The 5824-nt window shown below is 72.5% G+C and carries 6 protein-coding genes; 3 read left to right on the plus strand and 3 right to left on the minus strand.

Translation table 11 applies throughout. The features are described 5' to 3' along the window. Window positions 1-1176: S-(hydroxymethyl)mycothiol dehydrogenase (locus ABT116_RS38695; protein WP_351644235.1), on the minus strand; the 1176-nt coding region annotated here is incomplete at its 3' end. A gap of 171 nt (window positions 1177-1347) precedes the next feature. Here ABT116_RS38695 and ABT116_RS38700 point away from each other — a divergent pair. Both ABT116_RS38700 and ABT116_RS38705 read left to right on the plus strand, forming a co-directional pair. Continuing rightward, the gene (locus ABT116_RS38700; RefSeq protein ID WP_351644237.1) at window positions 1348-3102 is read left to right on the plus strand and encodes an ABC transporter ATP-binding protein; all 1755 of its coding nucleotides are present in this window, start codon (window positions 1348-1350) and stop codon (window positions 3100-3102) included. Between the two features lie 155 nt (window positions 3103-3257). Further along, a complete protein-coding gene (locus tag ABT116_RS38705; RefSeq protein WP_351644240.1) occupies window positions 3258-3623 on the plus strand; it encodes a nuclear transport factor 2 family protein in 366 nt (121 codons plus the stop codon). A gap of 167 nt (window positions 3624-3790) precedes the next feature. Here the strand turns inward: ABT116_RS38705 and ABT116_RS38710 are convergent, their stop codons facing one another. Both ABT116_RS38710 and ABT116_RS38715 read right to left on the minus strand, forming a co-directional pair. After that, a complete protein-coding gene (locus ABT116_RS38710) occupies window positions 3791-4936 on the minus strand; it encodes a CU044_5270 family protein (protein ID WP_351644243.1) in 1146 nt (381 codons plus the stop codon). Beyond that, entirely contained in the window at window positions 4929-5489 is a 561-nt protein-coding gene (locus ABT116_RS38715) for an RNA polymerase sigma factor (RefSeq protein ID WP_351644245.1), read from the minus strand. The genes ABT116_RS38710 and ABT116_RS38715 overlap by 8 nt, the downstream gene beginning before the upstream one ends. Before the next feature lie 105 nt (window positions 5490-5594). Here ABT116_RS38715 and ABT116_RS38720 point away from each other — a divergent pair. Beyond that, a partial coding sequence (locus ABT116_RS38720; protein WP_351644247.1) for a cbb3-type cytochrome c oxidase subunit I occupies window positions 5595-5824 on the plus strand: 230 nt, incomplete at its 3' end.

A 5824-nucleotide genomic window follows, 5' to 3' on the forward strand; every position in this document is an offset into this window, starting at 1 on the left:
ACCCGGCGTCCGCCCTCGCAGACCGGGCGTCCGTAGAGAAGTACATCCTCTCCGTTTATCGGATTGGCAAAGAAGGGCGCCCGACCCTGTTGTCACCACCACCGAGCGCAGCACGTCGCCGTGGTGCATCCGCTCGAACGCCTTCTCCACCTCGTCGAGCTGGATCGTCTCCGTGACGAACGCGCCGAGGTCCAGGCGCCCCTGCAGATGCAGGTCGATCAGCATGGGGAAGTCACGGGAGGGCAGGCAGTCGCCGTACCAGCTCGACTTCAGTGCGCCGCCGCGGCCGAAGACGTCGAGCAGCGGCAGGTCGAGCTTCATCTCGGGTGTGGGGACACCGACGAGGACGACCGTGCCGGCGAGGTCACGGGCGTAGAAGGCCTGCTTGTACGTCTCCGGGCGGCCGACGGCCTCGATGACGACGTCGGCGCCGAAGCCGCCGGTGAGCTCGCGGATCGCCTCGACCGGATCGCTCTCGCGCGAGTTGACGGTGTGGGTGGCGCCCATGGAGCGGGCGGTCTCCAGCTTGCGGTCGTCGATGTCGACGGCGATGATCGTCGCCGCTCCGGCGAGGTGCGATCCGGCGATGGCCGCGTCGCCGACACCGCCGCAGCCGATCACGGCGACCGAGTCGCCGCGGCCGACGTTCCCGGTGTTGATCGCGGCGCCGATGCCGGCCATCACCCCGCAGCCCAGCAGTCCGGCCACCTGCGGGGCGACGCCCGGGTCGACCTTGGTGCACTGACCGGCCGCGACCAGTGTCTTCTCCGCGAAGGCGCCGATGCCCAGGGCCGGGGACAGCTCCTGGCCGGTCGAGGCGAGGGTCATCTTCTGCCGCGCGTTGTGGGTGTCGAAGCAGTACCAGGGCCGCCCGCGCAGACAGGCCCGGCACTTCCCGCACACCGCACGCCAGTTGAGGATCACGAAGTCACCCGGCTCGACGTCGGTGACGCCGGCGCCGACCGCCTCGACCACGCCCGCGGCCTCGTGGCCGAGCAGGAACGGGAACTCGTCGTTGATGCCGCCCTGCTTGTAGTGCAGGTCGGTGTGGCACACCCCGCAGGCCTGCACCTGCACCACGGCCTCGCCCGGGCCCGGGTCGGGCACCAGGACCGTCTCGATCCGCACCGGTTCGTCCTTGCCGGGTGCGATCACGCCGCGTACTTCCTGGGCCATGGTGCTGACTCCTTCGTCGGCCGGGGTCCGTTCCCTTCCGACCCTACGCGCGACTGATCGGCAAGGGGCGCGGATCGGCCACCCCGCTCCGCACGGAAAGCCGCGAAAGGGCAGGCCGCACGGGTCGGCGGCGACGTAGCCTGAACGCTCCGCCGACGCCGAGGGAGCGCCGTGAGCATCGCAGAGACCGAAACCGCCACCCCCGCCTGGCGACAGCTCCTCGGATACGTACGGCCGCACCGCTGGTCCCTGTTCGCCGGCGCGCTGCTGTCACTGGTCACCGGGGCGACCGGGCTGCTGCTGCCGCTGGTGGCTCGGGGCCTCATCGACGACCTGTCGCACGACCGGGCCATCACCGGCGCCGTGCTGGCCATGTCGGCCCTGGTCGTGGCCAACGCGGCGGTGGGCGCGCTGGGTTCGTACGTGCTGACGCGCACCGCCGAGTCGGTGGTGCTCGGCGCGCGGCGCGCCCTGTCGTCCTATCTGCTGCGGCTGCGGATCACGGCCGTGGACCGCAGCGAACCCGGGGACCTGATGGCCCGCATCACCTCCGACACGACGCTGCTGCGGGCGGTCACCACCGACTCCCTGGTCGGCCTGGGCACGGGCGGGCTCACGCTCATGGCCACGGTCGTGATGATGGGCCTGGTGGACGCCGTACTGCTGGGCGTCACCCTGGCCGTGATTTTGGGCGCGGGCGTGGTCCTCGGGGTGATCGTGCCGCGCATCAACAAGGCCAGCCGGCAGGCGCAGGACGCCGTGGGGGTCATGGGTGCCTCACTGGAGCGGATCCTGGGCGCCCTGCGCACCGTGAAGGCGTCCGGCGCGGAGCACCGGGAGGAGCGGACGCTGCACGAGGCGGCGCAGGAGTCGTGGCGGCAGAGCGTGCGGGCCGCCAAGTGGTCGGCCGCCGCCGGCAACACGGCGGGGCTCTCCATGCAGATCGCCTTCATCACGGTGCTCGCGGTGGGCGGCGCACGGGTCGCGACCGGCGCGATCGACGTGGGCACCCTGGTGGCGTTCCTGCTGTTCGTCTTCTACCTGATGTCACCGATCCAGCAGGTCGTCGGCGCCATCACCCAGTACCAGACGGGCGCGGCGGCCCTGACCCGTATCCAGGACGCGCTGCGCCTGCCCGCCGAGCCGGCCGCCGGGGCCGCGCCGCTGCCCTCCCCCGGCGCCGAGCCCGCCGCCCTCGCCTTCGACGACGTCCGCTTCCGCTACGCCGACGACCTGCCCTACGTCCACCACGGAGTGACCTTCACGGTGCCCGCGCAGGGCATGACGGCGTTCGTCGGCCCGTCCGGCGCCGGCAAGACCACCGTCTTCTCGCTGATCGAGCGGTTCTACGACCCCGAATCCGGCGTGATCACACTGGACGGGCGGGACCTGAACGACTGGGAACTGCCCCGGCTGCGCGCCGCGATCGGCTACGTGGAGCAGGACGCGCCGGTCCTGTCGGGCTCCCTGCGGGACAACCTGCTGCTGGGCAATCCGGAGGCGGACGAGGACGCCCTCGCGCGGGTGCTGAAGACGACCCGTCTCGACGGCCTGGTGGCCCGGCTGCCCGGCGGCCTCGACACGCTGGTCGGGCACCGCGGCACCAAGCTGTCCGGCGGTGAGCGCCAGCGTGTCGCCATAGCCCGCGCGCTGCTGCGCCGCCCCCGGCTGCTGCTGCTCGACGAGGCGACCTCGCAGCTGGACGCGGTGAACGAGGCGGCGCTGCGCGACACCGTCGCGGACGTGGCCCGGACGACCACGGTCCTCGTGGTGGCGCACCGGCTGTCCACGGTGACGATGGCCGACCGGATCGTGGTGATGGACGCGGGCCGGGTCCGGGCCGTCGGCACCCACCGTGAGCTCGTGACGGCCGATCCGCTCTACGCGGAGCTGGCGGCGACGCAGTTCCTCGCCACGGCGGACTGAGCCAAGGGGCGTGAGATCGGCGTGGCCACCCCGCTCGGCCGTCAGGCCCCGTGTCCGTACTGCGCTTGCCGAGCCCGCCGGGCGGGAGGACGCTCGACGGAGAGGCCTTGCGCGGCCCGCTCCCGAAGGGCCGCGGCCCTTCGAAGGAGGTCATCATGGGAACCGCGGCAGACCCCGCCTTCGACCGAGAGACCCTGCGCCAGGGACTGGAAGGTCACACCCCGGACATCCTGCTCTCCCTCTACGCCGACGACGCCGAGCTGCGCATCGTGGACCGCACGACTCAGCCCAGCCACCCCAAGGTCCTGCACGGCCGGGACGAGATCGGGCGGATGCTGGAAGACGTCTACAGCCGCGACATGTCGCACAAGCTGGAGCGCTGCGTCATCCAGGGCGACGAGGCCGCGTACAGCGAGAGCTGCGAGTACGCGGACGGAGTGCGCGTCCTGTCCGAGTCCATGCTGTCGCTGCGCGGCGGCAAGATCACCGAGCAGACACTCGTCCAGGCGTGGGACGAGTAACGGGAGCGTCGCCGGGCGGGCGGGCGCGGCGCCCTGTCTCGTGACGGTACGGCCCGGCCGGGAAGCGGGCGGTGGTGGTGGGTCGTACCGCGACCCCCGGCAAGCGCGTCGGCATGCACGCTGTTCGGAGTCCGCCGCCCGGCACCTCGGTGTCGCGCCGGGTGTGATCAGCGCATCCAGGCGCTGTACGACATGACGTCGCCCTCCTCCACGCCGAACGCGGGCTCCGGGGCCGTGAGGGTGCTCTCCAGCCCGAGGACGGCACCGGTTGCCGGGTCCATGATCAGCATGCGGCGGACGCCGCGGGAGTCGTTCACATAGGCCTGGCCGCTCCGGCCCAGCCGGTCGGTCACCCGGCCGGCCGGCCGCAGCCCTTCGGCGCCGGCCAGGACCCGGGCGAGCGCCGCGCTCTCGCGTGCGCCGAGGGTCCAGTGGTCCAGCAGCGTCGCCGTGGCGTCCAGCAGTTCGGGCGTGGTCAGCGGGGTGTCGGTGAATTGAGACTCCGTCAGGTAGGCGCGCAGCCGGGCCGGGTCGTGGGGCGGGGGCGACTGGGGCGGGGCGTCGCTCCAGCTCGGCGGGTACGTCCGGTCGAGCAGGACGTGGCGGTCGTGGACGAGCCGCGGTGTACCGCCGCCGTCGGACAGGACCGGCCTGCCCGGGTGTCTCGGGTCGGTCGCGACGACGAGTTCGGTGTGGCTGCCGTCGGGCCGCCAGCGCACGATGCGCTCCTGTGGCAGGGTGATCGGGGGCTTGTCGTCCGACATCCCCAGGCTCCAGGACTGCACGTGCGTGCCCTTGCGGAGGCGGAGCGCGCCGTCGGCCGCCGCTGCGGCCGCCGCGCGCTCGGCCAGCCGGTCCAGGGGTACGGGCGTGGAGCCCGACTCGATCACCAGTGGGCGGGGCGCGGCGACCGCGGGTGTGGTGCTCGGGCCGCTCAGTACGAAGGTGAGCGTGAGGGCCGCCACGACGGCCCCGGCGACCAGCCCCCAGGCCAGCCGAGGCCCCCACGCCGATCGGGACGGGGAGCGGGAGCCGGAGCGGCCGGAGCCCGGCAGCAGCAGGTCCCGCAGACGGCCAGGGCCCCGACCCGGCCGGTCCCGCAGACGGCCGGGAGCCCCATCCAGCTCGCCCCGCAGACGGCCGGGAGCCCCATCCAGCCCATCCCGCAGGCGGACGGGTGTCGGATCCGGACCCTCCCGCAGCAGTTGTTCCAGCCGTCGCTCGGCGTTGTGGTCCAGGGGGCCGTCGCCGAAGTGGGGACCGTCGTGCGGCACCGGGTCGGCGCTGCGCAGCAGTTCGAGTTCGTCAGCCATGGTCGTGTTCCTTCGGGGCGGTCATGCAGGTGTGTTCGGCGGTCGGGGTCTCGGGACGCAGTCGGTCGATCTCGGCTCTGAGGCGGCGCCGGGCCCGGTGCAGCCGCATGGCGGCGGCCCGGCTGCCGCAGCCGAGGGCGACGGCGACCTCGTCCACGCCGAGTTCCTCCCAGGCTGTCAGCCGCAGCACTTCCTGGTCGGCCGCGGACAGCCGGGCGAGCGCCTCGTGCACCCAGCCGCCGGGGGTGTCGGCCTCCGGGCCCGCCGTGATGTGCCGTCCGTGCGCGGTGTCGTCGTTGCCTAGCCGGTCGACGAGCCGGCGGCGGCGTCCGTGTCCGCGTACCGCGTTGGCCAGACAGTTGCGTGCCACGCCGTACAGCCAGGGCAGCGCGGCGGCCGGGAGGTCGGCCCGGCGCCGCCAGGCGACCGTGAACACCTCCGCCACCACTTCCTCCACCTCGCCGGTCCGCCCGTCCAGTCGCCGCGCGACATAGCGGCTGACCGCCCAGTAGTGCTCGCGGTAGGCAGCGGCGAAGATCTCGTCGTTGCTCATGTCCCGTTCGTGTCCGGCACCTTCTCGATCGTCACACCCGGTTTCGTGATTCTCGTCGCGTCGGTGAAGTGTGACGCCCGGGCAGGGCGCGGACACAGACGGGGCATGAGGCACCTCAAGTGGCTGACGACCACGGATCACAAGACGATCGGCACGCTGTACCTGGTCACGTCGTTCGCGTTCTTCGTCATCGGTGGCGTGATGGCGCTGTTCATGCGCGCCGAGCTGGCCCGTCCGGGCCTGCAGATCATGTCGAACGAGCAGTTCAACCAGGCGTTCACGATGCACGGCACGATCATGCTGCTGATGTTCGCGACGCCGCTGTTCGCCGGCTT

The organism is Streptomyces sp. NPDC002130 (assembly GCF_040296465.1).
Lineage (GTDB): Bacteria > Actinomycetota > Actinomycetes > Streptomycetales > Streptomycetaceae > Streptomyces.

What these genes read in the sequence shown, in the direction of transcription:
- ABT116_RS38715 (WP_351644245.1), bottom strand. Translation starts at nt 5,489, where the DNA reads ATGAGCAACGACGAGATCTTCGCCGCTGCCTACCGCGAGCACTACTGG.
- ABT116_RS38705 (WP_351644240.1), top strand. Translation starts at nt 3,258, where the DNA reads ATGGGAACCGCGGCAGACCCCGCCTTCGACCGAGAGACCCTGCGCCAG.
- ABT116_RS38710 (WP_351644243.1), bottom strand. Translation starts at nt 4,936, where the DNA reads ATGGCTGACGAACTCGAACTGCTGCGCAGCGCCGACCCGGTGCCGCAC.